This window comes from Rhodoferax sp. GW821-FHT10B06 (assembly GCF_059415605.1).
The window spans coordinates 119,181-141,219 of the sequence record NZ_JBWKNO010000009.1 but is presented as its reverse complement, the minus strand read 5'-3'; the positions used below and the strand labels follow the sequence as shown (position 1 = coordinate 141,219).

Genomic DNA, 22,039 nt, shown 5'->3' with positions numbered 1-22,039 from the left:
ATTGCTGGCGCAGATTACTGCACGGCGTGGGCGATGCGGTCCAGGCGGGGCTGCCAATGGTCCAGGATATTGGCCGACACCAGGATGTGGTGGGCTCGGCCGATCAGCAGCTTGCGCGGCACCGGGCCGATGTAGCGCGAGTCGGCGCTGTTGTCGCGGTTGTCACCCAGCATGAAGTACTGGTCGGGAGGCACGGTGACCGGACCGAAACTGCGCAGGGCGGGAGTTTGGGGCAGCAGTTGCAGCCTGTGGGATACCCCGTTCAGGGCTTCGCTGGAGCGCAGCGGGTCGTAGCTGGCTGCCACACCGTTGATGTAGAGCACTTCGTCGCGCATCTCCACCACGTCGCCGGGCAGGCCGACGATGCGTTTGATCAGACGCACGCCATCCGTCGGTGAGCTGAAGGTCACTACGTCGAAGCGCTGCGGTTGGCCGGTAGGGGTCAGGCTGATATCGCTCAGCGGCAGCTTCAGGTCGTAGGCCAGGCGGTTGACCAGCACCACATCGCCTTCCAGCAAGGTAGGGCGCATGGAGCCCGAGGGGATGGGGTTCCAGTCGGCCATGACCGTACGGAACAGGCCCAAGCACAGTACAAATGCCAGGAAGCTACGGTTGTTCAGGAGCCAGCGTTTCATAGTTGCCTTCGTGTTGTGTGGCTCTTATACCGGCCAGGCCGGAAAAGGTTACACCAAGGGATGCTCTGCATAACTCCCTGCGGTCTGTGGCGGCATGGACTCGGGGGGTCTAGGGTGTTGCTCTTCTTGCCCATCCCGATCCGCACCACCACATCCTTGCCAGAGTCATCATCCCTGGCAGAAACAAAAAAAGCCGCATCGCTGCGGCTTTTGGTAATGGCCGTGGGCCGATTACTTCAGGTGCTTGCCGATCAGGCCAGCCATTTCGAACATCGTGACTTCGTCCTTGCCGAACACAGCCTTGAGCTTGGCGTCGGACTTGATGTTGCGCTTGTTGGCTTCGTTTTGCAGTTTGTGCTTCTTGATGTAGACCCACAGTTGCTTGACCACTTCGGTACGTGGCAGCGGTGCTGCACCGACCACAGCAGCCAGAGCGGCGCTGGGGGTCAGAGCCTTCATGAAAGCGGCGTTGACGGCGCGCTTAGGAGCGGCTGCAGCTGCCTTCTTGGCAGGCGCAGCCTTGGCGGCTACTTTTGCCGGAGCGGCTTTGGCTGCTGGTGCAGCTTTCTTTGCAGGAGCGGTGGCTTTAGCCGGGGTTTTTTTCGCAGTTGCCATGACGGACGGTCCTTCTTGGAGTTGAATATTCACCAGCGAAAAACAGCTTCTCCACCGGTAGGCCGAGATGCTACTGGAGAAAAAACGGGTTTCCTAGGTGGAGCGCATATTTTTAGCTCTGAAGACCCGTGTTTTTCCGTGTAAAGCCTCTCTGGGGTATGCGTTTTCAGTGTTTCGGCGACTTTTGACCCGCTACGAGGATGAAAACCACCCCCAAAAGGATGATGCCGCAGGCCAGCCATTCCTTGGCCATGACCACTTCACCGGCCAGCACCACACCCAGAAACAGCGCGATCAAGGGGTTCACGAACGCATAGCTGGTGGCCACGGCAGAACTGGCGTGGGCCAGCAGGTACATATAGGCGCTGAAGGCCACCAGCGAACCGGCCAGCACCAGGTACAGCCAGGCGGCGCTGGCTTCCAGCGTGGGCGGCCATACCATGTGCTCGCCCAGCGCCAGAGATACCAGCAGCAGGGCGGCCCCACCGCACAGCATCTGGCTGGCAAAGCCCATCGGTCCCTTGGTCAGGGGCAGGCGGGTGGTGGACAGTACCGAGCCCAGCGACCAGGTCAGCGTGGCGCCGATGATGCACAGCAGACCCACGGGCGCCGCGGAAAAGCTGGCACCCTGCACCAGCACGCACACGCCTACCAGTCCGGTCAGCATGCCCGCCAGTTCCAGCCGCGACGGGCGTTGCCCGAACAACAAGCCCCAGCCACTGGTCATCATGGGCACGATGGCGATAAAGGTGGCGATCAGGCCGGAGCCTATGTGCAGCGAGGCCTGGGCTGTCAGCCCCATGCCGCCGCCCAGCATCAGAATACCAATCAGCAGGGCGTTGCGCCATTCAGCGCGTGTGGGCCGGGCATGACCGCGCAGGCACAGCCATGCCATCAGCAGGCCGCCGGCCGCCAGAAAGCGGGTCGCCATCTGGAAGAACGGCGGAAAGCTGGGCAGGGCAATATGGATGGCGAGGTAGGTCGAGCCCCAGATGAAATAGCAAGCCAGTAATGCGGGCAGCACGAGGCGGTTGTGGGTAGAGTTGTGGCGCGGGTTTTGCATGCCATGATGTTAGGCAGTCAAACCCGTCTGCGCCATGCAATATTCTTGGTAATAACGGATATTGGCCTCAATTTTCTTGCTGGAGCACTATGCTGACCGAAGTTTCTGAATTTGACGCGTGCGACGATCGTATCCTGGCGGAGCTGCAGCGCGACGCGCGCATCACCATGGCCGAGCTGGGGCGACGCGTACACCTGAGCCAGCCGGCGGTGACCGAGCGGGTGCGCAAGCTGGAGACCAGTGGCGTCATCAAGGGCTACCGCGCCGAAGTGGATCTGACCCGGCTGGGCTACGGTATCCGCGCCATCATCCGCGTGGCCCGGGCCGAGTACGCGCGGGTGGTGAAGCTGATTGGCCAGACCCCGGAGGTGCTGAATGCCTACAACGTAACCGGCGAAGACAGTTGGGTGCTGGAGATCGCCGTTATCGATGTGCAGCACCTGGATGCGGTGGTCAGCAAGTTCTGTCTGCTCAGTACCACCTCGACCTCGATCGTGTTGAACGCTCCGCGCGAAAACGCCCAGGTGCTGCCCGCGCGGCGTGAGAACATCAAGCCTTCTGCCCAGAAAGTGAGCCCTCCATGACGACTGTGTTTGCGACCTGTGACCTGTGCGATGTGCACAAGAACGATGTGTCTGGCGCCTTCCGTGTATTGCCGCCGGTGTTCCGCGACTTTGGCGGCACGCGCACCTTCAGCGGCCCGGTGTGGACCGTGCAATGCTTTGAAGACAACTCCCTGGTCAAGGCTGCGCTGGACATGCCCGGCGAGGGCCGGGTGCTGGTGGTGGATGGCGGCGGCTCTTTGCGCCGTGCCTTGTTGGGCGGCAATCTGGGGGCGGCTGCCCATCGCAATGGCTGGGCTGGCGTGGTCATCGACGGCTGTGTGCGGGACGTGGCCGAGCTGGCTGCCTTGCCGATAGGCATACGTGCACTAGCGTCCATGCCCCTGCCCACCGAAAAGCGCAACCAGGGCCAGAGCAATGTGGCGGTGCATGTGCAAGGCGCGTGGGTCATGCCCGGCGACTGGTTGTATGCCGACGAGGACGGCATCGTGCTGGGAGCAGCCGCGCTGGTCTAGCGTCGCTCGCCTTGGTCAGCTGGATTGGCAAAGCCTTTCAATTCCTCACGCATCCAGTCCACCAGTACCCGCGTTCGGGTGGGCAGCAAGCGTGCATGCGGGTATACCACGCTCAGCGGACGGGGTGGTGATTCGAAGCTTTCCAGTACCACCTGCAGCTGCTTCTGCGCCAGATAGGGGGCCACCTGGTAAGACAGAAACATGCCCAAACCCAGGCCTGCTACGCAGGCTTGCACCGCGGGCGCGATCTGGTTGAACTCCAGGTTGCCGCTGACGGCAATGCTGAAAGACCGGCCCTTGTCGATGAAGGGCCCCCAGCTGGGGTTGTTGCCGGTGTTACGTATGCAGTTGGCCTGCAGCAGGTCCTTGGGGTGGCGGGGGAGCCCTACGCGCTTCAGGTAGCCGGGGCTGGCAACCACCACGCGGCGGATACGGCCTATGGTTTGCGCCACCAGAGAAGAGTCCTCCAACGGGCCTATGCGTATGCCCAGGTCTATGCCTTCTTCCAGCAAATTCACCACCCGGTCGTACAGCAGCACGCTGCAGCGCATCTGCGGATAGCGCTGTACAAAACGGGTGACGGCCGGGGCCACATGGAGCTGGCCAAACTGCACTGGCGCGGTGATGGTGAGGTGGCCTGCGGGCTCGCTGGATTCGGCCTTCAGGGCCGCCTCGGCCTCCTGCAATGTGGCCAGCACCTGGCGGCAGCTGTCCAGGTGGCGGCGGCCCTCGTCGGTGAGCGAGATGCGCCGCGTGGTGCGGTTGAATAGGCGCACCCCCAGCTCTGCCTCGAACGCGGCCAGGCTGCGCACCACGGCAGGCAGCGACGCGTCCATCGCTTGGGCGGCGGCGGTCAGGCTGCCCTGGTCAGCAATCTGCACAAAGGTGTGCATGGCTTTGAGTTTGTCCATGCGGTCATATTAAACCGATATATGAAGTAGTTAAATGCCTGGGGTGTCATTTATCTTGTGAAGTGGATTAAACACAATCACTGCTTCTTTCACCACTTTGCACCTAGGAACAACATGTCCATATCAACGTCCCCCCGCCCCGCGCAGCCGATCAAGTTGTACCGCCATGCCATCTCGGGCCACGCGCACCGCGTGCAGCTGATGTTGTCACTGCTGGATCTGCCGTTCGATCTGATTGATGTGGACCTGCTGGTCAAGGCCCAAAAAACGCCGGAATTTTTGGCGCTGAATGCCTTTGGCCAGGTGCCGGTGATCCAGGACGGCGACGTCACGCTGGCCGACTCCAACGCCATCCTGGTGTATCTGGCGACGCGTTATGGCGCGCCTGGCGCCTGGCTACCTACCGAAGCACTGGGGGCGGCCCAGGTGCAGCGCTGGTTGTCAGTGGCGGCCGGGCAGATCGCCTTTGGCCCGGCGGTGGCGCGGGTGATCCAGCTGTTCAAGCTGCCCACCGATCCCAAAGATGCGATCCAGCGGGCGAACCAGCTGTTCCAGGTGATGGACGCGCACCTGCAGCAGTCCGACTACCTGGTCGGCAGCGCGCCAACCATTGCCGATATTGCCAACTACAGCTATATCGCCCATGCGCCCGAGGGCAATGTGGCGCTGGAGCCGTATCCGCATCTGCGCGCCTGGCTGGCCCGCATCGAGGCATTGCCCGGCTTTGTGCCCATGGTGCGCAGCCGTATCGGGTTGGCCGCATGAACGCCACCTTCCATGCCGGTGAGCGCGCGGTGCAGCAACGCGCCGGTGTGGCCGAGCGCATGGCCGAGGTCGGGCCGCGGGTGATCCGCGATTACATGCCCGACCAGCACCGCGATTTCTTCGCACAGTTGCCCTTTGTGGTGCTGGGCAGCCTGGACGCGCAGGGTCAGCCCTGGGCCTCGGTGTTGGCACAGCCGCCGGGCTTCATTCGCTCACCGGATGCCACGCTGCTGCGGCTGCAGGCGTTGCCGGATGCCGCCGACCCATTGGCGCAAACGCTGCAACCAGACGCGGCCATTGGCCTGCTGGGTATTGAGCCGCATACCCGCAGGCGCAACCGCGCCAACGGCCGGGTGATGGCGCTGGATGGTGCCGGCTTTGGCTTGCGCATAGAGCAGAGTTTTGGCAACTGCCCCAAGTACATCCAGGCGCGCGAGCCGGTGTATTTGGCCCCGATCGAAGTGCCGGCGGCGGCGATTGCCAGCAGCCAGCTTGACGCGGCCGCGCTGCGGCTGGTGCGTGGGGCGGACACTTTCTTCATCGCCTCCGCGCACCCGCAGGCCTTGCAGCCCGAGGGGCGTGCCGATGGGGTGGACGTATCGCACCGTGGCGGCAAGCCGGGCTTTGTGCGGGTCGAGGTGGATGCCGCTGGCCAGCAGTGGCTGACGGCGCCAGACTTTTTAGGCAACTTCTTTTTCAACACCCTGGGCAATCTGGCGGTGAACCCGCAGGCCGGACTGCTGTTCATTGACTACGCCACCGGCGATCTGCTGCAGGTGGCGGTGCGTGCAGAGATTCTGTGGGACGGCCCGGATCTGGCTGGCTTTGCCGGCGCCCAGCGTCTGTTGCGGATGCAGGTGCTGGGCGCTTTGCGCCGGCCCGGTGCATTGGCCTTGCGTTGGGGCGAGGCCCAGCTGTCGCCGGTGCTGGAGGCTACCGGCGTTTGGGCCTGAAGCTCTTTAAGCTGCTGCGTACGCGCGCTGCGCCAAGGTTTTTGCCAGCACCTGTGCTGGGTTGAAACTGCGCAAACCGGTCATCTGTGCCGCGCCGTCCAGTGCCAGCGGAATTTCGGTGCAGCCCAGTATCAGCGGCGCACCGCCGTGGCGTTCGGCCAGGGCCTGGGCAACCTCGCCAAAGCAGCGCTGCGCCAGCGGCATATTGCCGGCTTTTACACCGTCGTAAATGCCTTGCATGATGCGCGCGCGCTCAGCGGCAGTTGGCAAATGGCATTGCACTCCGGCGCGCTGCAGCGCCTGCTCGTACACGCCGCTGCGGTAGGTGCCATCGGTGGCCATCAGCGCGGCTGCCGGTATGCGCTGCAAGGCCAACTGCTGCGCCATCTCGTTGGCGATATGCAGCACGTCGAGCTGTGGAAAGCGCGCCTGCATACGGCTATGCCAGGCGTGGGCGGTGTTGCAGGGCATGGCCACGCAGCGCGCACCCAAGGCTGCCAGACGGCCCAGCGCCTGCAACATGGGCTCCAGTGGCTGCTGTGCGCCACTGGTATCGTCTTCCAGCGCCTGCGTACGATCCGGTACCGGCACCTGGGCCAGCCAATGCTCGGGGAAGCGTTGGTCGCTCACCGTCACACCGATGGCCTGCATATGCTCGATACAGGACTGCACGAACAAACGCACGAAGTCCGCGCCGGCGGCGGGCCCCATGCCGCCCAGGATGCCTACGACTTGCATGGTTAGACCGCCGGCTTGTCGCTTAGCGCCTTGAGGTTGTCGCGCAGCTCTTTGCTCATGGGCAGGTTCAGGTTCTGGCCCTTGGGGGGGATGGGCGACATGAACCACTTGGTGTAGAGCTTCTCGAACTGGCCGGACTTCATCATGCCGGCGATGACTCCATCGACCAACTGCTTGAATTGCGGGTCGTCCTTGCGCAGCATGCAGGCATAGGGCTCGACTTGCAGCGAGTCGCCTACGACTTCCCATTCCGCCGGGTTCTTGGCATTGCCGATCAGGCCGAACAGCAGGATGTCGTCCATCGCAAAGGCCACGGCGCGGCCGCTGTCCACCAGCAGCATGGAGTCGTCGTGGTCCTTGCCCAGTTTGATGTCCATGCCCAGGCTCTTGTCCTGGTTGTATTTGCGGATGACCTGGGCGTTGGTGGTGCCCGAGGTGCTGGCGACCGGCTTGTTGGCCAGGTCGGCGTAGTTTTTGATGCCAGACGACTTCTTCGCTAGCAACCGGGTGCCGGTGTAGAAATGGTTGATGGCGAACTGCACGTCTCTGCCGCGCACTGTGTTGTTGGTGGTGGAGCCGCACTCCAGGTCCACCGTGCCGTTGACCAGCAGCGGGATGCGGTTTTGCGATGTCACGGCCTGTAGCGCAACCTTGAGCTCAGGCTTCTTCAGTTGCTTCTTCACCGCGTCGGCTACGGCGTTGGCGATGTCTACCGAGAAGCCTTCGGGCGTGCTGCCACCGGCCAGGTAGCTGAAGGGCACGGATGACTCGCGGTAGGCCAGGGTGATCTGCCCGGATTCGGCGATTTTTTGCAGAGTGTCCGCATGGGCTATGGCGGTGGCAGCCAGGCCTGCGGCCAGAAACATCGTGGACAGTACGGAGGAGGCTTGCATGATGACCCTTTGAAGTAGAGGTGATGGAGGAGCTGTGGGGCAGTTTAGAAAGGGCTGACCGCAGTGCATAGTGCCTTTTTCGGGGCGCACCATAACCTGAAGTTATGGGCTGGCGGCGGCGCCTGGGCATAACTTTTGCTGATGGCTAGGCCTGTGTTTGGCATTGGCGCCATGCAGATCGCGTGCCTACAGTGTTGCCCAAAGGGTGGATACACATGCATGTCGTTGTTTTAGGAGCGGGAATCGTTGGGCTGGCCACGGCTTACGCATTGCGTTTGCAGGGTAAGGAGGTGACGGTGGTCGACCGAGCCACTCCCGGTGCGGGTGCCAGCGGTGGCAACGGTGCCCAGCTGAGCTACAGCTATGTGCAACCCCTGGCCGACCCCGGCATCTGGACCCAGCTACCCAAGTTGCTGTTGGCGGCCGACTCACCGTTGAAATTTCAGCTGCAATGGGACCCGCAGCAGTGGCGCTGGGGGCTGGAGTTTCTGCGCGCCTGCAATGCCGATACCTCTGCCCGCAGCACGGCCCAGTTGCTGCAGCTGGCCCTGCGCAGCCGCCAGGGTTTTGAAGCCATGCTGCAGGACTTGGCACTGGACTGCGATTTTGCGCGCAGCGGCAAGCTGGTGGTCTACAGCAGTGCCGCCGGGCTGGAGTCCGCACGCAGACAGGTGGCGCTGCAGCAGGGCTTGGGCAGTGTGCAAGAGGTGGTGTCGGCCCAGCGTTGCGTGGAGCTGGAGCCGGCTTTGCAGTATTACCAGGCCCACATGGCCGGCGCGGTTTATACGCCCAGCGAATGTGCTGCTGATTGCGCCAAGGTCTGTGATGACCTATACGCGGCACTGCAAGCGCGTGGCGTGCGTTTTGTGCTGGGCCAGGAGGCGCTGGGCGTGGTGCAGCAGGGAAGGCGGTTGCAGGCGGTGCGAACGGCTGCGGGCGATGTTGCGGCAGACCAGTTTGTGCTGGCCCTGGGTAGCGCCAGCGCGGGGTTTGCCCGCCCGCTGGGCTTGCGCCTACCGGTTTACCCGCTGAAGGGCTACAGCATCACGCTAGACCTGGCCGATGGATCGGATGCGGCACCGAAGGTGAGTGTGACCGATGCCGCGCGCAAAGTGGTTTTCGCCCGCATCGGCCAGCGGCTGCGTGTCGCGGGCATGGCGGAGTTGGTGGGGCACGATAGCCGCATTGCTCCTCAGCGCATCCAGCAACTCAGCGAGGCAACCCGCGCTGTGTTCCCTGGGCTGGACCAGGGACTGGAACTGCACCCTTGGACCGGCATGCGCCCGGCCACGCCGACCGGCCTGCCTCTGGTGGGACGGCACCCGCAGGGGCCGGAAAACTTGCTGCTCAATACCGGCCACGGGGCCCTGGGGTTCACCCTCGCGTTCGGTACAGCCCAGGCGGTGGCCGACGCACTCGCAGCCGCTTAGCTATGCGGCGGGCTGCAGCGCCTGCTCGATCACCTGCTGCACGCATTGCGTCATGGCGCTGGCCAGCAGCGAGCCGGGCCGGTTCACCGCGCGCAGGGCCTTGATGGGCACGGCGATGTGCGGCTCCAGGGTCAGCACATCCACCTTGCCCAGATCGGCGGACAGGGCGGTGCAGCTGTCAATCAACGCCACCGCCAGGCCATGGTGCGCCAGCGCCAGTGCCGCGTGGTAGGTCTGCACGGTAATGCTGGATGACAGGCCCACACCCGCCTCGCGGCAGGCATGGCTCAGGGTGGAGCCCACCGGGTCGCGCACATCGATATTCACTACCGGCACCTGGGCCAGGTCGGCCAGGTTCACCAGGCCCTGTTTGACTTGCCTGGCACTGAGAACGCCCTTGGGCGCTACGCAGACCATGCGGCCATCGGCCAGGTGCTTTTGCTCTAGCGAGGGGTGGGCGATGGCGCTGAAGACCAGGCCCACATCGGCCTCCTGCAGCACCAGGGACGAGATGATCTGCGGCGAGTGCAGCGCGTCCATCGTCACCACCACATTGGGATGCTGCTGGCGGAACAGCTTGAGCGCCCGGGGCAGCACCTCGTAGCTCAGCGCCAGCACGGTCAGGATGTGCAGCTCACCGTCCTGGTGGCCCTGGCGCAGGCTGTTGGCCAGGCGTTGCACATCGTCCAGCTGGGCAAACAGGCGCTCGATATGGGGGTACAGGGTTTGCGCTTCGTTGGTGGGCGTGAGCCGGCCCTTGGTGCGCTGGAACAGCGGAAAGCCCAGCTGCAGCTCGGCATGCGCCAGCACCCGGCTGACGGCAGGCTGGGTGACGTTGATCAGCCGCGCTGCAGCGCTGACGCTGCCGGTGAGCATGATGGCGTTGAAGACTTCGATGTGGCGTAGACGCATGGGCTTCCTTCTTTAGGGCAGTGTTGCAAGTAACACGCCCAGCAGCGCCACGCCGAAGGCCAACAGCTGCATGGCACCCAAAGGTTCGCCCAGCACCAGTACGCCGGTCAGTGCCGTGGCGATGGGCAGCAGCACGCTGTACACGCCGGCCTGCGCAGCCGGTACTACGCGCAGGCCGGTCATCCACAGCCAAACTGTGCCCACGCTGGCGGCCATGGCGTAGAACACCAGCAGCAACCAAATGCCCGGATGCACCGTGCCGAAGTTGAACGACGTGGCCATGTACAGGCCGGCGGGTGTCATCAGCACCAGACCCCACAAATTGATGAGGGCGCTGATGCGCTTGGGGCTGATGCTGCCAGTGAGCTTTTTGCCGATCACCGCATATGCGGCCTCGCACAGCACGGCCCCAAACACCAGCAGATTGCCCCAGAGGTGATTTGAAGCCAAATCGGCCTCTGGCGCAGAAGATATCTGCACAAGGTGCTCTGATTTTGATAGTGCAAGCAGGCCGATACCGAGCACGCCGCAAGCCACCGCAGCCCATACCCGCAGGCCGATGCGTTCGCGCAGGATCAGCCAGCTCAGCACGGCCACCGTAGCCGGGATGGCCGCCAGGATCACCCCGGCAGAGACCGCGCTGGTCATGCTTACGCCGTACAGCATGCAGATGGAAAACAGGAAGTTGCCGAGAAAGGACTCCAGAAACACCAGCCAGCGCATGCGGGTGGACATCGGCCCTTCGGACGCCGGCTTTTTCAGCCAGGGCAGCATGGCTACTGCTGCAATGCCAAAGCGCAGCCAGGCCAGCAGGAACACGGGCAGGGCGGCGACCAGTGGCTTGGATATGGCGACGTACACGCCAACCAGGGCCATGCCAGAGGCTAGACAGAGGCGCGCGGTCAAAGGGCCAAGGGGGGCAGGGTTCATACAGGCGAGGGAATCTGGGGTCAGGCCCGCAGGCCCGTTTTCGTTTTGCTGGAGGGCGCAGTGTAGGGCTGGGCGCGTTGTGAGTGGCCCCCTATAGCCGCTTCAAAGTGGCACCGGGCTAGGTGCCAATTTGCCCTATCGTGCGGTCTTTGCATGAAGGCATTGAAATCTATGGGACTCGGAAATTTTGCATACGCCAATAACAACAACCATTTTTTAGCCACCCAGGCGCTGGCCGCGCAGCCGTTTGCACTGGCTGGTGTGCCGTTTGACGGCGCTGTGACGAATCGCCCAGGCGCGCGCTTTGGCCCGCAGGAGATTCGCCGCGCCAGCCTGATGCTGTGCGACGGTCTTCACCCTCATTTCGGCGTCTCGCCTTTGGACTATCTGGGCGATGCGCTGGACATGCGCCTGCCCAATGCCTCGCCCCTGACCGAGGTACGCGCGCATATCCAGCAACAGGCGGCGGAGCTGATGGAGCGCCACCACTGCGTGTTTTTGGGCGGCGACCATTCCGTCACCCTGGCGTTGCTGCGGGCCGCCCACGCCCAGCATGGACCTTTGGCATTGGTGCATTTCGACGCGCACTGCGATACCTGGGTAGACCATTTTGGCGAGCCGTCCGGCCACGGCACCTGGACCTACGAGGCGCTGCAGGAAGGCCTGGTCAGCCCCGCGCATTGCGTGCAGATCGGCTTGCGCTCCAGCGGCGAGCGGGCGGCGCGTGAGTACGTGCAAGACCAGGGTGGCCTGATATTCACCGCGCGCCAGCTGCGCGGTCTGGACGGTGCCGGTCTGAACCCGGTGCTGGACACCATACGCCAGCGCCTGGGCGACCGGCCCTGCTACCTGACGCTGGACATCGACTGCCTGGACCCGGCGTTTGCACCCGGCACCGGCACGCCCGAGCCCGCCGGCTTGACCAGCTCGCAGCTGATGACCTTCTTGGAGCAACTGGCAGGCCTGAACATGGTGGGTATGGATTGTGTGGAGGTGGCGCCCGCGTACGACCATGCCGAGCTGACCACGCTGGCGGCCGCCACTTGCGTGTGGACTTATCTGTGCGGGCAGGTCGCCAAGCTGCAAGGGGTACCGCATGCTGCGTAAATCTCTGGTGGCGTCCGACACCCAGCTGAACCAGAAAAGCTATTACGAAGCCAGCGTCCAGCGCGGCGTACCCGATCCGGTGTTGCGCGGTGCCGAGACGGCTGATGTGGTGGTTGTGGGCGCGGGGTTTTCCGGCCTGTCTGCCGCCATCGAGCTGGCACAGCGTGGCATGCGGGTGGTGGTGCTGGAGGCAGACCAGGTGTGCAGTGGTGCCTCCGGGCGCAACGGCGGCCAGACTATCGTGGGCTTTGCCAGTGGCCAAGACGTGTTTGAAAACCAGCTGGGCGCCGCGGATGCCCGCAGGGCCTGGCAGATGTCGCTGGAGGCGATTGCGCTGGTGGACCAGCGCATTGCCCAGTTCAACATTGCATGCGAGCGGGTCAACGGTTATCTGTACGTGGCGGATTCGCCCCGCAAGGCGCGTGCGCTGGAGGCCGAAATGCGCACGGCCCAGTCGCAGTACGGGCTGCCGGTGGACTTTGTTGAAGGCAGCGCGGTGCAGCGGCATATCGCCAGCCCGCGCTACTGCGCGGTAGCCTATGAACCGTTGTCAGGTCATTTGCATCCGCTGAAATTCGGGCTGGGCCTGGCTGCAGCGGCTCGGGCACTGGGCGTGCGCATCTACACCGGGTCGGCGGTCACACAGCTGGATCGTGGCGCCAAGGTTTGTGCACACACCGCGCAGGGCCAGGTGCGAGCCAACTACGCGGTGCTGGCCGGCAATTGCATGCTGGCCGAATACGGCGCCGCGGTGGCCCCCGAAATTACCCCCCGCATCATGCCGGTGGGCACCTATATCGTGGCGACGCCGCCGCTGGGCGAAGCGATGTGCCGCCAGCTCATACCCAGTAACGCTGCGGTATGCGACAACAATTTTGTGTTGGACTACTTCCGCTTCAGCGAGGACCACCGGTTGCTGTTTGGCGGTCGGGTGAGTTACAGCACTTCGACGCCAGCCAATCTGGCGCAGCGCATGCAGGCCCGTATTGCCAAAGTGTTTCCGGGGCTGCAAGGTGTGCCGCTGGACTATGTGTGGGGCGGCTTTGTGGACATCAGCATGAACCGCGCACCCGACTTTGGCCGGCTGGGCACGAATGTGTATTACCTGCAGGGCTTCAGCGGCCACGGCGTGGCGCTTACGGGGCTGGCAGGGCAACTGGTAGCCGAGTCGATTGCGGGCCAGGCTGAGCGCTTCGATGTGTTTGCGCGGCTGCGGCACCAGAGCTTCCCTGGCGGCGCCTTGCTGCGCACGCCCAGCCTAGTGCTGGGCATGCTGTACCACCGCTTGCGCGATCTGGTTTAATTTTTGCGGCTGGTCTTTTTGGGCGCGGCTGCAGCCGTGACGCCAGCCACCATGTCGGCGATGCGTTTGCCGCTGGCGGCAATATCGGCCTGTATGGTATAGCCGTAACCAATCACCAGGCCGCGGATGTCGCGCCGGGCCAGGCAGTAGGCAGATAGCGGGCGCACGGTCAACCCGTAACCGCCCAGGGCCTTGGCCAACGCAGCGTCGTCCACTTGCGGCGGTAGCTTGAGGCACAGGTGCAGTCCTTGTTCGGCGCCGGTGATGCTGGCGTGTTCGCCCAGGCAGGGCGCCAGGGCTTCCAGCAGGCATTGGCGGCGTTGCGCGTGGCTTTGCTTGGCACGGCGCAAGGTACTGGCAAAGTGCCCCATTTCAATGAATTCGGCCAGGGCTGCCTGCAGGTGCATCTGGCCCGGTCGGTTCAGGTCGTAGTGGGCTTGCTTGAAGGACGTGATCAGGGCTTTGGGTACGACCAGGTAACCCAGCTTCAGGCCCGGGTACATCACCTTGGAAAAGCTGCCCATGTAGAGCACCCGGCCGTCCTGGTCCAGCCCTTCTAGTGACGAGAGTGGGGGGCCGGTGAAGCGGAACTCGCTGTCGTAGTCGTCTTCCAGTATCCAGGCGTCGTGTTTGCGTGCGGCGGCCAGCAGCAAGTGCCGCCGCGCCAGCGACATCACTGCGCCCGTGGGGTACTGGTGTGATGGCGTGACGTAGACCAGGCGCGGCGCGTGGGCGTTGTCGGCTGCGTCGGGCGCAATGCCTTCCTGGTCCACAGAGATGGGGTGCAGCTTCAGCCCAGTGGCCATGAAGGCCTTGGCGGCGCCCCAGTAGGCTGGGTCTTCCAGCCACACGGTATCGCCATGGTCGGCCAGCAGCTGCGCGCACAGTTCCAGCGACTGCTGGGTGCCGCTGGTGATCAGCACCTGGCTGGGGTCCAGGATGACGCTGCGGAACATACGCAAATGGTTGGCAATGGCACGGCGCAACGGGGCGTAGCCACCCGAGCTGCTGTAGTCCAGCATGTCAGGGTATGTCATGCGCCAGTATTTGTTCTGCAGGCGCTGCCATAGCTGTACCGGAAAGGCGCTGAAGTCGGCAATGCCCGGGGTGAATGGCTGCACCTCCAGCTCACTGGCGCAAAAGGTTTCGGCCAGCGCCCGGCCGCGTTTGGACAGCTGGGTGCAGTGCCCGGCTTCTGCGCGCGTGCTGTGCTTGCGCGCCAGAGTGACTTTGCTCAGGTTGTCGCTGACGAAGGTGCCACTTCCTACATGGCTCACCAGATAGCCTTCAACCGTAAGCTGGTTGATAGCTGCCACCACGGTGTTGCGCGACACATCCAGGTCTTCCGACAGCTTGCGGCTGGACGGCAGGCGCTCGCCTGCAGCAATCTTGCCGCCCAGGATGGCCCGGCGCAGCGACTCATAGAGCAGGCGGTGTAGAGGCAGCGCATCCTGGGCCCCCACTTTGTTGATTTCGGTAACGAGGAATTCGCTCAGCATGCAGGCTCCGGGGCTAAAGTGGCTGCAAAGTGGCACCATCGACCTTTGCAAACTGGATCTATTATTAAACCAATAGCCCGGCACAATTGTCAGCAATATGCAATTATTTATTCACATATAAGCCATGCAAAAAGCACAAACCGCTTGTCTTGTATGGCTGCCGGCGGACCATCGCGGCCGTGATAGTGGCTCTGCCGATCTGCCCTATTTGATGTTGGGCGAGAAGTACGCAACCGCCTGCAAATTTGGTGCCCATGCCCAGCCCGTGATCTTCCCCCTGGTGCAGAGCAGCCAGATTGCCAGCCTGCTGGAATGGGTGGACGGCGTGATGTTGACCGGCTCGCCGTCCAATGTGCATCCCTCGCATTTCGACGAATCTGTGTTGGACCCCAGCTTGCCGCTGGATGTAGAACGCGACAGCTTGACGCTACCCTTGATCCAGGCGTGTATCCAGCAAGGCGTGCCCTTGTTGGGCATTTGCAGGGGCTTTCAGGAAATCAACGTGGCGCTGGGCGGCTCGCTGCACCAAAAGGTACATGGTGTCGCAGGCTTGATGGACCACACCGAGCCCGAGGAAGATCCGCTGGATTTGCAGTACGCGCCCAGACATGTGGTGCGCTTTGCCCCCGGCAGTGCATTCACCGAATGGGCCGGTGGAGACACCGCCATGGTGAACTCCTTGCATGGCCAGGGCATTCACAAACTGGCGCCAGGTCTGGAGCCGCTGGGCTGGGCTGAAGACGGGCTGGTGGAGGCGTTTGGTGTGCAAGGTGCGCCGGCTTTTGCCTACGCCGTGCAGTGGCATCCCGAGTGGAAGTTTGCCGAGAACCCGTTTTACACCGCCATATTGAATGCATTCGGTGAGGCCTGCCAGGCCCGCCACACCGCGCGCTTGGCTGGCGCGTCGAACTAAAAGAGGAGATAGATATGGACCAACGCAAAGCAATGAGCTTCAACGATCTGGAGCTGTGGCTGAACGAGCGCAGAGTCACCGAGGTGGAATGTCTGGTACCCGACTTGACCGGGGTGGCCCGCGGCAAGATTTTGCCGCGCGAGAAGTTCACCGAAGACCGCGGCATGCGCATTCCCCAGGCGATTGTGGCCATGGGTGTGACGGGCGAATTTCCCGAGCAAGGCCCCTACTACGACGTGATTGATCCGACGGACCGGGACATGCATTTGCAGCCGGACGAAGCCACGGTGCGCATCGTGCCCTGGGCTACGGACCCCACGGCGCAGGTAATCCATGACTGCTATGACCGCGACGGCAAGCTGGTGCCATTTGCACCGCGCAGTGTGTTGCGCCGCATTTGCGACCTGTATGCCGCCGAGGGGCTGGACCCGGTGGTGGCACCGGAGTTGGAGTTTTATCTGGTGGCCCGCAATACCGATCCGAATACTGTCTTGCGCCCCCCGATTGGCCGCAGCGGCCGGGCAGAAACCTCGCGCCAGTCTTACAGCATCGATGCGGTGAACGAGTTCGACCCGCTGTTTGAAGAAATGTACGACTACTGCGAGAAGATGGAGCTGAACGTAGACACCTTGATCCATGAGGCGGGTGCCGGGCAGATGGAGATCAATTTCTTCCACGCCCATCCGTTGGGATTGGCGGACGAGGTTTTCTTCTTCAAGCGCATGGCCCGCGAGGTGGCCTTGCGCCACGACATGTACTGCACCTTTATGGCCAAGCCGATTGCCGGCGAGCCGGGTAGTGCCATGCACGTGCACCAGAGCATTCTCAATGTCGCTACTGGCAAGAATATCTTTAGTAACGAAGACGGCACGCCGTCGGAAGCTTTCTTCCATTACATCGGCGGCTTGCAGCGCTACATACCTGCAGCCATGGCCCTGGTGGCGCCCTATGTGAACAGCTACCGCCGTCTGTCGCGCAATACGGCTGCACCCATCAACATCGAGTGGGGCTTTGATAACCGTACCGTTGGCATCCGCTCCCCCATTTCGACGCCGGCTGCACGGCGCGTGGAAAACCGGGTGATCGGCGTGGACGCGAACCCGTATGTGGCCATGGCCATGACTTTGGCCTGCGGCTATCTGGGCATGAAGAAGAAGATCAAACCCAAGGCCGAGATGAAGGGCGACGCCTATCTGGCGCCGTATTCATTGCCCCGCAGCCTGGGCGAGGCGCTGGACTTGCTGCGCAATGAGCCAGACCTGCACGAGGTGCTGGGCAAGGAGTTCATCACCGTCTACACCGAGGTCAAAGACCTGGAATTCGAAGAGTTCATGAAAGTGATTTCTCCCTGGGAGCGAGAGCACCTGCTGTTGCACGTTTGATGTGCATGGCTGGTATGGCTGTGTCAGGCCAGCCGAAATTGGTTAACGCATTGATTTGATTTGGAGTTACGCAAATGAATTCACCCATGAACTTCATGTCCCCGCCCGCGATTGTTCGCCGTGAAAGCGTGTTGGATACCAAGGCCATACAGGCCATGGACAGCGCGCATTACATGCACCCCTTTACCGACCACCAGGACCTGGCTACCCGTGGCTCACGTGTGATCACCAAGGCCGATGGTATTTACGTGTGGGACTCCGAGGGAAACAAGATACTGGATGCCATGAGCGGACTGTGGTGCGTCAGCGCCGGCTACGGACGCACCGAGTTGGCCCAGGCTGCCTTCCAGCAGATGATGGAGCTGCCGTTCTACAACAGCTTCTTCCAGACCACCAATGTGCCGGCGACCCAGCTGGCCGCCAAGTTGTCCACCCTGGCCAAGCCTGTGGGTGACCGGCGGTTTGACCACGTGTTTTTCTCCAGCAGCGGTAGCGAAAGCAATGACACCAATGTGCGCATGGTGCGACGCTACTGGGATCTGCTGGACCAACCCCAGCGCAAGGTGATCATCAGCCGCAAGAATGCTTACCACGGCAGCACCATGGCGGGGGCGTCGCTCGGCGGCATGTCTGGCATGCATGCACAGGGGGACTTGCCGATTCCAAACATCACCCATATCGAGCAGCCTTACTTTTTTGAGAATGCGCTGCCCGGTGAAACCCAAGAGGCTTTTGGTCTACGCGCGGCCGGCTGGCTGGAGGAAAAAATATTAGAAGTAGGACCGGACAAGGTGGCGGCCTTCATTGGTGAGCCGGTGCAGGGTGCTGGCGGCGTGATCATTCCGCCAGACAGTTACTGGCCCGAAATCCAGCGCATTGTCGATAAATACGGCATCTTGCTGGTCAGCGACGAGGTGATTTGCGCTTTTGGCCGTCTGGGCTACTGGTTTGCTTACGAAAAGTTTGGCTACAAGCCTGATCTGGTGACGTTCGCCAAGGGTGTGACCAGCGGCTACATCCCGCTGGGAGGCGTGATGGTGGGGAACCGCGTTGCCAAGGTGCTGATTGAAAAGGGTGGTGAGTTCAACCATGGCTACACCTATAGCGGCCACCCCGTGGCTTGTGCGGTGGCCTTGGCCAATATTGCCTTGATGGAACGCGAGAACCTGGTGGGCCGCGTCCGGACGGATGTTGGCCCATATCTTGCAGAAAAATTCAAAGCCTTGGGCGGGCATCCCTTGGTTGGCGTAGCGGAAACCTGCGGCTTTACCGCCGGTTTGATTCTGGTCAAGAACAAGGCAACGCAGGAGCTGTTTGCGGAAGATTTGGCGGTAGGCATGGTGTGCCGCCGCCACTGTTTCGCCAATGGCTTGATCATGCGGGCAGTCGGCGACCGGATGATCATTGCACCACCGCTAACCATGACCCACGCCCAGATAGACGAGATGGTGGAGTTGATTACGCGGTGCCTGGATTTGACCTACGCGGAGTTGAAAGACAAGAAGCTATTGGGCTAGCGAGCTGTAGGCCAGTTGCTTTCGTTGACAGACTGTTACTGTTGCGTAAAGTTTCTCGTTTTCTTGCCGGTGTCATTCATCATCATGATTTGTTTCATGCTTTTACATTGTTCTTTTGTCATCAGGAGATAAATATGCAATTGGGTTTGAAAAAACGGGGGGTTAGCCGACTCATGTATGGCCTGTTTGCAGTGGGGGCCTTGCTGGGTGCTGCCGCAAACGTGCATGCAGCAGATGAGAAGGTGCTCAATATCTACAACTGGTCTGACTACATTGGCGACGACACCATCGCCAATTTTGAAAAGGAGACCGGTATCAAGGTGCGCTACGACACCTTTGACAGCAACGAAACCCTGCATGCCAAGATGGTGGCTGGTAAAACTGGCTATGACATCGTGGTGCCCTCATCCCATTGGGCCAAGATCCAGGCCCAGGGCGGTCTTTTGACCAAGCTCGACAAAAGCAAGATCACCACTTACGCCAATCTTGACCCCTATGTGATGAAGCAGTTGGCTGAAATGGACCCCGGCAACCAATACACGGTTCCGTGGGCCTGGGGCATCACCACGATTGGCGTCAATGAAATCAAGCTTAAAGCAGCGTTAGGCAATTTGCCCTGGCCCGACAATGCCTGGGACTTGCTCTTCAAGCCGGAGTACGCAGCCAAGGCCAAATCTTGCGGCGTGTCCGTGTTGGATTCGGGTGACGAACTGTTCCCTGCGGCCCTGCATTATTTGGGCAAGCCACCGTTCAGCAAGAATTCTGCGGACTACCAGGAAGCTGCGGAGCTGTTGAAGAAAATTCGCCCCAGCATCACACTGTTCTCTTCTTCGGGTTACATCAATGACCTAGCAGGTGGCTCCTTGTGTCTGGTGATGGGTTGGAACGGCGACATCAGCATCGCCCAGGCCCGTGCAAACGAAGCCAAGAATGGCAATGTCATCAAGTCCTTGGTGCCCAAATCTGGCGCTGTTCTGTTCTTTGACACCATGGCCATTCCTGCCGATGCGCCGCACGCTGAGAATGCCTACAAATGGATCAGCTATATCTATCGACCTGAAGTCAACGCCGGCATCGTCAACAAGGTGCTGTATGCCAACCCCGTGCCCAGCGCACTCAAGTTCGTCAAGCCAGAGGTTGCCAGCAACAAGTCGGTTTTCATGGCGCAGGATGACTTGGCACGGATGGTGCCGCCGGATGCAGTCAACAGCGACATACGTAGACTACGTACGCGTTTGTACACCTCCATAAAAACCGGGTTGTAGGCGCGAGCGAAAACCATTGGAGCACGCCAGCTCCAATGGTTCAAAACAATAATTGACAGAGGCTTTCATATGTCGAATCCAGAGTTGGGTGCCGTTGGCGCAGCCCACGATAAGAGTTTCTTGCGCATCGATCGCTTGACCAAGCGCTTCGATGAAGCAACTGCCGTAGACAATGTTTCACTGGACATCGAGAAGGGCGAAATTTTTGCCTTGTTGGGTTCATCTGGCTGCGGCAAGTCCACGCTGTTGCGCATGCTGGCAGGGTTTGAGACGCCCTCGTCGGGTCATATCTTGTTGGCGGGTTCCGACATCGTCTCCATGCCGGCCTATGAGCGGCCCATCAACATGATGTTCCAATCCTATGCCTTGTTTCCCCACTTGACAGTGTGGGACAACATTGCCTTTGGTCTGAAGCGTGACAGCTTGCCAAAGAGCGAAATCAATGAGCGTGTGGATGCCATGCTTAATATCGTCAAGCTCAAGCCCTACGCCAAACGTAAGCCGCACCAGCTTTCTGGCGGCCAGCAGCAGCGGGTGGCATTGGCCCGTTGCCTGGCCAAGAGCCCGAAGCTATTGCTGTTGGACGAACCCTTGGGTGCGCTGGACCGCAAGCTGCGTGAACAAACCCAGTTTGAGCTGCACAGCATCATCAAACGCGTGGGCGTGACCTGCGTGCTGGTCACCCATGACCAGGAAGAAGCCATGACCATGGCCGACCGCATTGCCGTCATGAGCGAGGGCCAGTTCAAGCAAGTGGGGCGGCCTAGTGAAATTTACGAAACCCCTAGCTGCCGCTTCGTGGCTGACTTCATAGGCAACGTGAACTTGTTCGATGGCAAGTTGGAGATTGATGAGCCAGACCACTGCGTGGTGGGCTCCGAGCATGGTAGCTTCTACGTGAACCACGGGGTGACGGGTACGCTGGGTATGCCGGCTACCGTGGCTGTGCGTCCGGAAAAAGTCAGCCTGCAGCGAGACCCGCCAGCCGATGCGCAACACAACTGCCTGCGCGGCGAAATTGCCGACAACGGGTATTTCGGCAGCTTCTCTCTCTATCGCATGAACTTGGCGGGTGGCAAGAAGTTGCAGATCCAGATCACCCATGGTCAGCGTCATGGTGAGCTGTTCCAGCGTGGCGAGACGGTGTACGCCACGTTTGCGCCAGATGCACTTGTGGTGCTGACCAGCTGATCACAGACGGACACCACCATGAGCAGCCTATCCAATAACCGTTACCTGCGCGCTTTGTCGCAGGGCTGGGGCAAGCGCAGTGTGATTGGCGTGCCTTACAGCTTTTTGATACTGTTTTTCACCGTGCCATTCTTTGTGGTGTTGAAGATCAGTGTCTCTGACTCCGATGGCGTGCACTACGCGGATCTAACGAGCTATGTGGACGGGATGTTGACGCTGCGTATCAAGCTGTCGAACTACGTGTTTTTGACTACGGACTCGCTCTATGTTCAAACCTATCTGTCTTCGATCCGGTTTGCTCTGATCAACACCTTTTGGTGTTTGCTGGTGGGATACCCGTTTGCCTACTTCATGGTGCGTTCGCCGGTCGGCCTGCGGCCTGCGCTGCTGATGCTGGTGTCGCTACCCTTTTGGACGTCTTACCTGCTGCGGGTGTATGCCTGGAAGGGCTTGCTGGATGACCATGGTGTCTTCAATAACATACTTCTGGCCATGCATGTGATCGACGAGCCGATCAAGATGATGCACACCGGCTTCTCCATGACCATTGGCATGGTCTACACCTACCTGCCTTTCATGATTCTTCCGCTGTATTCCACGCTGGTAAAGATGGACCTGCGTTTTCTGGAGGCTGCCAAAGATCTGGGCGCGACACCGTGGAAGGCGTTCTGGCTCATCACTGTGCCTTTGTCCAAAAACGGAATCATCGCTGGCGCTATGTTGGTGTTCATCCCCAGTGTGGGCGAATACGTGATCCCGGAGCTGCTGGGCGGGCCTTCGACCTTGATGATTGGCCGCGTTCTGTGGGACGAGTTCTTCAGCAACAACGACTGGGCAATGGCCTCTGCCGTAGCCGTCACCATGGTGGTGCTGATCCTGATTCCACTCGCAATTCTCAACAAATACCAGGCCGATTCCGGCGGTGTAAGAGGAAACTGA

The 22,039-nt window shown here is 61.3% G+C and carries 22 protein-coding genes; 13 read left to right on the top strand and 9 right to left on the bottom strand.

What is annotated here, in order from left to right:
- Nucleotides 1–14 precede the first annotated feature (14 nt).
- The 3 genes from lepB to yedA all read right to left on the bottom strand — a co-directional run bounded on the left by lepB (nt 15) and on the right by yedA (nt 2,313).
- Entirely contained in the window at nt 15–635 is a 621-nt protein-coding gene (lepB, locus tag AC07O2_RS15630) for a signal peptidase I (RefSeq protein ID WP_495076667.1), read from the bottom strand.
- Between the two features lie 231 nt (nt 636–866).
- On the bottom strand, nt 867–1,250 hold the full coding sequence (locus AC07O2_RS15625; RefSeq protein WP_495076666.1) for an SWIB/MDM2 domain-containing protein: 384 nt from the start codon (nt 1,248–1,250) through the stop codon (nt 867–869).
- A gap of 166 nt (nt 1,251–1,416) precedes the next feature.
- The gene (yedA, locus tag AC07O2_RS15620) at nt 1,417–2,313 is read right to left on the bottom strand and encodes a drug/metabolite exporter YedA (RefSeq protein ID WP_495076665.1); all 897 of its coding nucleotides are present in this window, start codon (nt 2,311–2,313) and stop codon (nt 1,417–1,419) included.
- Between the two features lie 89 nt (nt 2,314–2,402).
- Between yedA and AC07O2_RS15615 the strand changes: the two genes are divergently transcribed.
- Both AC07O2_RS15615 and rraA read left to right on the top strand, forming a co-directional pair.
- Nucleotides 2,403–2,897: an Lrp/AsnC family transcriptional regulator gene (locus tag AC07O2_RS15615; RefSeq protein ID WP_495076664.1), complete on the top strand. Its 495-nt coding sequence runs from the start codon at nt 2,403–2,405 to the stop codon at nt 2,895–2,897.
- On the top strand, nt 2,894–3,391 hold the full coding sequence (rraA, locus tag AC07O2_RS15610; RefSeq protein WP_495076663.1) for a ribonuclease E activity regulator RraA: 498 nt from the start codon (nt 2,894–2,896) through the stop codon (nt 3,389–3,391). The genes AC07O2_RS15615 and rraA overlap by 4 nt, the downstream gene beginning before the upstream one ends.
- On the opposite strand, the gene AC07O2_RS15605 is transcribed toward rraA, so the two are convergent.
- The gene (locus AC07O2_RS15605; RefSeq protein ID WP_495076662.1) at nt 3,388–4,302 is read right to left on the bottom strand and encodes a LysR family transcriptional regulator; all 915 of its coding nucleotides are present in this window, start codon (nt 4,300–4,302) and stop codon (nt 3,388–3,390) included. The genes rraA and AC07O2_RS15605 overlap by 4 nt on opposite strands.
- 114 nt (nt 4,303–4,416) lie before the next feature.
- Between AC07O2_RS15605 and AC07O2_RS15600 the strand changes: the two genes are divergently transcribed.
- Together AC07O2_RS15600 and AC07O2_RS15595 are read left to right on the top strand one after the other, a co-directional pair.
- Nucleotides 4,417–5,067, top strand: a complete 651-nt coding sequence (locus tag AC07O2_RS15600; protein WP_495076661.1) for a glutathione S-transferase family protein — start codon at nt 4,417–4,419, stop codon at nt 5,065–5,067.
- Nucleotides 5,064–6,020 carry a pyridoxamine 5'-phosphate oxidase family protein gene (locus tag AC07O2_RS15595; RefSeq protein ID WP_495076660.1) on the top strand — a complete coding sequence of 319 codons (957 nt, stop codon included), beginning with the start codon at nt 5,064–5,066 and terminating at the stop codon, nt 6,018–6,020. Before AC07O2_RS15600 ends, AC07O2_RS15595 begins: the two co-directional genes overlap by 4 nt.
- Nucleotides 6,021–6,026: 6 nt before the next feature.
- On the opposite strand, the gene AC07O2_RS15590 is transcribed toward AC07O2_RS15595, so the two are convergent.
- Together AC07O2_RS15590 and AC07O2_RS15585 are read right to left on the bottom strand one after the other, a co-directional pair.
- Nucleotides 6,027–6,758: an aspartate/glutamate racemase family protein gene (locus tag AC07O2_RS15590; RefSeq protein ID WP_495076659.1), complete on the bottom strand. Its 732-nt coding sequence runs from the start codon at nt 6,756–6,758 to the stop codon at nt 6,027–6,029.
- A gap of 2 nt (nt 6,759–6,760) precedes the next feature.
- Entirely contained in the window at nt 6,761–7,651 is an 891-nt protein-coding gene (locus AC07O2_RS15585; protein WP_495076658.1) for a transporter substrate-binding domain-containing protein, read from the bottom strand.
- A 215-nt stretch (nt 7,652–7,866) separates the two neighbouring features.
- Here AC07O2_RS15585 and AC07O2_RS15580 point away from each other — a divergent pair, with 215 nt between their 5' ends.
- Nucleotides 7,867–9,081, top strand: a complete 1,215-nt coding sequence (locus AC07O2_RS15580; protein WP_495076657.1) for a D-amino acid dehydrogenase — start codon at nt 7,867–7,869, stop codon at nt 9,079–9,081.
- On the opposite strand, the gene AC07O2_RS15575 is transcribed toward AC07O2_RS15580, so the two are convergent.
- The gene (locus tag AC07O2_RS15575) at nt 9,082–9,993 is read right to left on the bottom strand and encodes a LysR family transcriptional regulator (RefSeq protein WP_495076656.1); all 912 of its coding nucleotides are present in this window, start codon (nt 9,991–9,993) and stop codon (nt 9,082–9,084) included. It abuts the gene before it with no gap.
- A 12-nt stretch (nt 9,994–10,005) separates the two neighbouring features.
- Entirely contained in the window at nt 10,006–10,923 is a 918-nt protein-coding gene (locus AC07O2_RS15570; RefSeq protein ID WP_495076655.1) for a DMT family transporter, read from the bottom strand.
- Between the two features lie 171 nt (nt 10,924–11,094).
- On the opposite strand from AC07O2_RS15570, the gene speB reads away from it, so the two are divergent.
- The gene (speB, locus tag AC07O2_RS15565; protein ID WP_495076654.1) at nt 11,095–12,030 is read left to right on the top strand and encodes an agmatinase; all 936 of its coding nucleotides are present in this window, start codon (nt 11,095–11,097) and stop codon (nt 12,028–12,030) included.
- Nucleotides 12,020–13,333, top strand: coding sequence for an NAD(P)/FAD-dependent oxidoreductase (locus AC07O2_RS15560; protein ID WP_495076653.1), 1,314 nt, complete (start codon nt 12,020–12,022; stop codon nt 13,331–13,333). The genes speB and AC07O2_RS15560 overlap by 11 nt, the downstream gene beginning before the upstream one ends.
- Here the strand turns inward: AC07O2_RS15560 and pdxR are convergent.
- Complete coding sequence (gene pdxR, locus AC07O2_RS15555) at nt 13,330–14,832, bottom strand: MocR-like pyridoxine biosynthesis transcription factor PdxR (RefSeq protein ID WP_495076652.1); 1,503 nt, start codon at nt 14,830–14,832, stop codon at nt 13,330–13,332. The two genes, AC07O2_RS15560 and pdxR, sit on opposite strands and share 4 nt — an antisense overlap.
- 124 nt (nt 14,833–14,956) lie before the next feature.
- Between pdxR and AC07O2_RS15550 the strand changes: the two genes are divergently transcribed.
- The 6 genes from AC07O2_RS15550 to AC07O2_RS15525 all read left to right on the top strand — a co-directional run bounded on the left by AC07O2_RS15550 (nt 14,957) and on the right by AC07O2_RS15525 (nt 22,039).
- The gene (locus AC07O2_RS15550) at nt 14,957–15,745 is read left to right on the top strand and encodes a gamma-glutamyl-gamma-aminobutyrate hydrolase family protein (protein ID WP_495076651.1); all 789 of its coding nucleotides are present in this window, start codon (nt 14,957–14,959) and stop codon (nt 15,743–15,745) included.
- A gap of 14 nt (nt 15,746–15,759) precedes the next feature.
- The gene (locus tag AC07O2_RS15545) at nt 15,760–17,127 is read left to right on the top strand and encodes a glutamine synthetase family protein (protein ID WP_495076650.1); all 1,368 of its coding nucleotides are present in this window, start codon (nt 15,760–15,762) and stop codon (nt 17,125–17,127) included.
- 86 nt (nt 17,128–17,213) lie between these two features.
- Entirely contained in the window at nt 17,214–18,644 is a 1,431-nt protein-coding gene (locus tag AC07O2_RS15540) for an aspartate aminotransferase family protein (protein WP_495076649.1), read from the top strand.
- Nucleotides 18,645–18,778: 134 nt separating this feature from the next.
- On the top strand, nt 18,779–19,909 hold the full coding sequence (locus tag AC07O2_RS15535) for an extracellular solute-binding protein (RefSeq protein ID WP_495076648.1): 1,131 nt from the start codon (nt 18,779–18,781) through the stop codon (nt 19,907–19,909).
- Between the two features lie 69 nt (nt 19,910–19,978).
- Nucleotides 19,979–21,100 carry an ABC transporter ATP-binding protein gene (locus tag AC07O2_RS15530; protein WP_495076647.1) on the top strand — a complete coding sequence of 374 codons (1,122 nt, stop codon included), beginning with the start codon at nt 19,979–19,981 and terminating at the stop codon, nt 21,098–21,100.
- An 18-nt stretch (nt 21,101–21,118) separates the two neighbouring features.
- Entirely contained in the window at nt 21,119–22,039 is a 921-nt protein-coding gene (locus AC07O2_RS15525; RefSeq protein ID WP_495076646.1) for an ABC transporter permease subunit, read from the top strand.

Excerpts from the sequence above, each read along its gene's own strand:
- lepB (WP_495076667.1), bottom strand. The coding sequence starts at position 635 with ATGAAACGCTGGCTCCTGAACAACCGTAGCTTCCTGGCATTTGTACTG.
- AC07O2_RS15625 (WP_495076666.1), bottom strand. The coding sequence starts at position 1,250 with ATGGCAACTGCGAAAAAAACCCCGGCTAAAGCCACCGCTCCTGCAAAG.
- yedA (WP_495076665.1), bottom strand. The coding sequence starts at position 2,313 with ATGCAAAACCCGCGCCACAACTCTACCCACAACCGCCTCGTGCTGCCC.
- AC07O2_RS15615 (WP_495076664.1), top strand. The coding sequence starts at position 2,403 with ATGCTGACCGAAGTTTCTGAATTTGACGCGTGCGACGATCGTATCCTG.
- rraA (WP_495076663.1), top strand. The coding sequence starts at position 2,894 with ATGACGACTGTGTTTGCGACCTGTGACCTGTGCGATGTGCACAAGAAC.
- AC07O2_RS15605 (WP_495076662.1), bottom strand. The coding sequence starts at position 4,302 with ATGGACAAACTCAAAGCCATGCACACCTTTGTGCAGATTGCTGACCAG.
- AC07O2_RS15600 (WP_495076661.1), top strand. The coding sequence starts at position 4,417 with ATGTCCATATCAACGTCCCCCCGCCCCGCGCAGCCGATCAAGTTGTAC.
- AC07O2_RS15595 (WP_495076660.1), top strand. The coding sequence starts at position 5,064 with ATGAACGCCACCTTCCATGCCGGTGAGCGCGCGGTGCAGCAACGCGCC.
- AC07O2_RS15590 (WP_495076659.1), bottom strand. The coding sequence starts at position 6,758 with ATGCAAGTCGTAGGCATCCTGGGCGGCATGGGGCCCGCCGCCGGCGCG.
- AC07O2_RS15585 (WP_495076658.1), bottom strand. The coding sequence starts at position 7,651 with ATGCAAGCCTCCTCCGTACTGTCCACGATGTTTCTGGCCGCAGGCCTG.
- AC07O2_RS15580 (WP_495076657.1), top strand. The coding sequence starts at position 7,867 with ATGCATGTCGTTGTTTTAGGAGCGGGAATCGTTGGGCTGGCCACGGCT.
- AC07O2_RS15575 (WP_495076656.1), bottom strand. The coding sequence starts at position 9,993 with ATGCGTCTACGCCACATCGAAGTCTTCAACGCCATCATGCTCACCGGC.
- AC07O2_RS15570 (WP_495076655.1), bottom strand. The coding sequence starts at position 10,923 with ATGAACCCTGCCCCCCTTGGCCCTTTGACCGCGCGCCTCTGTCTAGCC.
- speB (WP_495076654.1), top strand. The coding sequence starts at position 11,095 with ATGGGACTCGGAAATTTTGCATACGCCAATAACAACAACCATTTTTTA.
- AC07O2_RS15560 (WP_495076653.1), top strand. The coding sequence starts at position 12,020 with ATGCTGCGTAAATCTCTGGTGGCGTCCGACACCCAGCTGAACCAGAAA.
- pdxR (WP_495076652.1), bottom strand. The coding sequence starts at position 14,832 with ATGCTGAGCGAATTCCTCGTTACCGAAATCAACAAAGTGGGGGCCCAG.
- AC07O2_RS15550 (WP_495076651.1), top strand. The coding sequence starts at position 14,957 with ATGCAAAAAGCACAAACCGCTTGTCTTGTATGGCTGCCGGCGGACCAT.
- AC07O2_RS15545 (WP_495076650.1), top strand. The coding sequence starts at position 15,760 with ATGGACCAACGCAAAGCAATGAGCTTCAACGATCTGGAGCTGTGGCTG.
- AC07O2_RS15540 (WP_495076649.1), top strand. The coding sequence starts at position 17,214 with ATGAACTTCATGTCCCCGCCCGCGATTGTTCGCCGTGAAAGCGTGTTG.
- AC07O2_RS15535 (WP_495076648.1), top strand. The coding sequence starts at position 18,779 with ATGCAATTGGGTTTGAAAAAACGGGGGGTTAGCCGACTCATGTATGGC.
- AC07O2_RS15530 (WP_495076647.1), top strand. The coding sequence starts at position 19,979 with ATGTCGAATCCAGAGTTGGGTGCCGTTGGCGCAGCCCACGATAAGAGT.
- AC07O2_RS15525 (WP_495076646.1), top strand. The coding sequence starts at position 21,119 with ATGAGCAGCCTATCCAATAACCGTTACCTGCGCGCTTTGTCGCAGGGC.